Annotated in this window: 1 protein-coding gene; it reads left to right on the plus strand. The window is 56.7% G+C overall.

The window, feature by feature from the left end; translation table 11 throughout:
• Positions 1 to 559 (plus strand): condensation domain-containing protein (locus tag ACFSUC_RS13135; protein WP_379930074.1); only part of this gene is annotated, 559 nt, incomplete at both ends.

Here is a 559-nt window from a genome sequence, read left to right on the forward strand (position 1 = left end):
GGACTATCCGTATGAGCAGTTGATTGAGCGGTTGAAGATCAAGCGGGATCTGGGCCGCAATCCGTTGTTTGATACGATGTTTGCGATGCAAAACATGGCGCAATCGGAGCTGGATCTCGGGTCGCTTAAACTGTCGGATGTGCCGGCAGAACGACAGGTATCGAAGTTTGATCTGTCGCTGACCGTCACCCTGGAAGGAGACGGGATGCGTCTGGATGTCGAATATGCGACTGCCCTGTTCCAGCGGGAAACGGCAGCGAGACTGGCCCAGCACTACGTGCAGGTACTGCGCCACATCGTGGCCCAACCGGCCCAGCGCTTGCAGCATATCGAACTGCTGACCGAACAAGAGCGACAGGAGATTGTGCATGTGTTTAACGAGAGCGGCAAGCGGAATGCAGAACAGGCAGGCGGGTGCTGGAACCGGACGATTCCCGAGCTGTTTGCTGAACAGGTAGCGTTGTATCCCGATGAGCTGGCGCTTGTGGAAGCGAACCGCCATCTGACGTATCGTCAATTGGACGCAAAAGCCGAACGGCTCGCCCAGCAATTGCGGGAT

It is taken from the genome of Marinicrinis sediminis, from assembly GCF_042685085.1.
Taxonomy (GTDB): Bacteria; Bacillota; Bacilli; order Paenibacillales; family KCTC-33676; genus Marinicrinis; species Marinicrinis sediminis.